The 2625-nt window shown below is 66.7% G+C and carries 3 protein-coding genes; 1 reads left to right on the top strand and 2 read right to left on the bottom strand.

Translation table 11 applies throughout. The annotated features are described in order from the left end of the window. Positions 1–883, bottom strand: an 883-nt coding sequence (locus tag ACLHHB_RS07650) for a GlxA family transcriptional regulator (protein WP_410217676.1), incomplete at its 3' end; no start/stop codon positions are given. A gap of 168 nt (positions 884–1051) precedes the next feature. Between ACLHHB_RS07650 and ACLHHB_RS07645 the strand changes: the two genes are divergently transcribed. Next, positions 1052–2458, top strand: coding sequence for a class II 3-deoxy-7-phosphoheptulonate synthase (locus ACLHHB_RS07645; RefSeq protein ID WP_410217678.1), 1407 nt, complete (start codon positions 1052–1054; stop codon positions 2456–2458). Between the two features lie 33 nt (positions 2459–2491). On the opposite strand, the gene ACLHHB_RS07640 is transcribed toward ACLHHB_RS07645, so the two are convergent. Continuing rightward, positions 2492–2575: a hypothetical protein gene (locus ACLHHB_RS07640; protein WP_410217677.1), complete on the bottom strand. Its 84-nt coding sequence runs from the start codon at positions 2573–2575 to the stop codon at positions 2492–2494. Between the last annotated feature and the right edge of the window lie 50 nt (positions 2576–2625).

Here is a 2625-nt window from a genome sequence, read left to right as displayed (position 1 = left end):
CCGAGGCCAGCGCGATCTCGATGATCGACATCTCGGTCTGCATCAGCAGGTTGCGGGCGCGGGCCAGGCGCGTTTCCATGTAATACCGCTTGGGGCTGCGATTCAGATAGCGGCGGAACAGGCGCTCCAGCTGCCGGGTCGACATTCCGGCATCCAGCGCAAGCTGCGCCGGGCTGATCGGGTCCTCCAGATTGGCCTCCATCCGCGCAATCACGGCGGCAAGACGCGGGTGGCGCACGCCGATGCGGGTCGGGATCGACAGGCGCTGGCGGTCCTGGTCTGTGCGGATGGCCGTATGCAGCATCTGGTCCGCCACATCGGCGGCCAGCGCGTCGCCATGCGCTTCGGCAATGAGGTGCAGCATCAGGTCGATCGAGGACGTGCCCCCTGCCGCCGTCAGCCGATTGCCGTCATGGACGAAGACCGACCGGTAAAGATCCACCTCCGGAAAGGCTTCGGCGAAACCGTCGTGGTTTTCCCAGTGGATCGTGGCCTTGCGCCCGTCCAGAAGCCCGGCCTCGGCCAGGATCCAGGACCCGGTGCAGACCGCGCCCATCGCCGCGCCGCTTCGGGCCTGCCGGCGCAGCCAGGACAGGACAGGGCGGGTTCCTTCGCGGGCGATCTCGGTCCCACCGCAGACCACCACGACCTCGTCACGGTCGGGGGGCGGTGCTGTGCCTTCGATGCCCCCGTCCAGCAAAACCCGTGATCCGTTCGAACACACGGCCATGTCGGCACGGGGCCCGACCAGGCGCCAGTCGAACAGCACCCGGCCGGAGGCCCGATTGGCAAGTCGAAGCGGCTCTATGGCTGCCGTGAACGGCAGCATCGTGAAGCGATCCAGCAAAAGGAACGTGAATCGGCGAGGTTTTTCAGGTGGCATGATGCTGCCTTGGGTCAGGGTCCGAGCGCGCACCCAAACAGGGTTTCGATGCCGCGGCAAGAGGTCGCAATCCTGCGCGGAAAAGCCCGCCAGAGCAAGCGGCAGGGCCTTTCCCTGATGACCGTTAGCGACTATACCGGCGCGACCATTTTCCAAGGAGCACGGGACATGACGCAGGAGAACCGCAAGACCGCCACCCAGGGCTGGGACAAGGCCGGCTGGCGCGCCTATCCGCGTGTCCAGATGCCGGATTACACCGATCCTGCCGCGCTGGCCGTGGTCGAGGAACAGCTGCGCCGCTATCCGCCGCTGGTTTTTGCAGGCGAGGCGCGGCGCCTGAAGGCGCAACTGGCCGATGTCGCGGCCGGTCGCGGCTTCCTGTTGCAGGGCGGTGATTGCGCCGAAAGCTTCAGCGAGTTCAGCGCCGACAACCTGCGCGACACGTTCAAGGTCCTGCTGCAGATGGCCGTGGTGCTGACCTGGGGCGCCCAGATGCCGGTCGTCAAGGTCGGGCGCATGGCGGGCCAGTTCGCCAAGCCGCGCAGCGCGCCCACCGAGGTGATGGAAGGGGTGGAACTGCCTTCCTATCGCGGCGACATCATCAACGGGTTCGACTTCACGCCCGAGTCGCGGATTCCTGATCCGCAGCGGATGCTGGCGGCCTATACCCAGGCTGCGGCTTCGCTGAACCTGTTGCGCGCCTTCTCGACCGGCGGGTTCGCGGACATGCATCGCGTCCAGAGCTGGATCGCCGATTTCGTGGACGGCCCCGAGGCCGCCAAGTATCGCGACATCGCGGGCCGCATCAGTGACGCGATGGCATTCATGCACGCGGCGGGCGTGAATTCGGACACGGCGCACCAGCTGTCCAAGGTCGATTTCTATACCAGCCACGAGGCGCTGCTGCTGGAATACGAAGAAGCATTGGCACGCACCGACTCGACCACCGGGCTGCCGATTGCCGGATCTGGCCACATGATCTGGATCGGCGACCGCACGCGCCAGCCTGACGGCGCGCATGTCGAGTTCTGCCGCGGCGTGCAGAACCCCATCGGCCTTAAATGCGGCCCGACCACCACGGCGGACGATCTCAAGGTGCTGCTGGCCAAGCTGAACCCGGAAAACGAAGCGGGCCGGCTGACACTGATCGCGCGCTTTGGCGCAGGCAAGGTGGGCGACCATCTGCCGCGCCTGGTCCGGGCCGTGCAGGAAGAGGGGGCGAACGTGCTGTGGTCCTGCGACCCGATGCACGGGAACGTCATCAAGTCGTCGACCGGCTACAAGACGCGCGCCTTTGATTCGATCCTGCGCGAGGTGCGCGAGTTCTTCGGCATCCACAAGGCCGAAGGCACGATCCCCGGCGGCGTGCATTTCGAGATGACCGGCAAGGACGTGACCGAATGCACCGGCGGCGTGCGCGCCGTGACGGACGAGGATCTGTCGGACCGCTATCACACGGCCTGCGACCCGCGCCTGAATGCCAGCCAGTCGCTGGAACTGGCCTTCCTGGTGGCCGAGGAGCTGCGCGCCCGCCGCGAGGATGCGGCCCCGGCCCGCACCGCCGCCGCCAGCTGATCGTGAAGGGCCCCGCCATCGCGCGGGGCCTTTTCATTTCCAGCGGCGATGGACCCAGAACCACTGGTCCATGTGGCGCCGCACCAGCATCTCCAGATCATGGTTCAGCGCCTGCATCATCACGCGGGGCTCGTCCGGCGGGATGGGTGCGCCGACATGGACCCGAA

This window comes from Paracoccus sp. (in: a-proteobacteria), assembly GCF_046462195.1.
In the GTDB taxonomy this organism is placed as follows: domain Bacteria; phylum Pseudomonadota; class Alphaproteobacteria; order Rhodobacterales; family Rhodobacteraceae; genus Paracoccus.
This window is presented reverse-complemented; position numbering and strand designations above follow the sequence as displayed.

What these genes read in the sequence shown, in the direction of transcription:
- ACLHHB_RS07645 (WP_410217678.1), top strand. Translation starts at nt 1,052, where the DNA reads ATGACGCAGGAGAACCGCAAGACCGCCACCCAGGGCTGGGACAAGGCC.
- ACLHHB_RS07640 (WP_410217677.1), bottom strand. Translation starts at nt 2,575, where the DNA reads ATGCAGGCGCTGAACCATGATCTGGAGATGCTGGTGCGGCGCCACATG.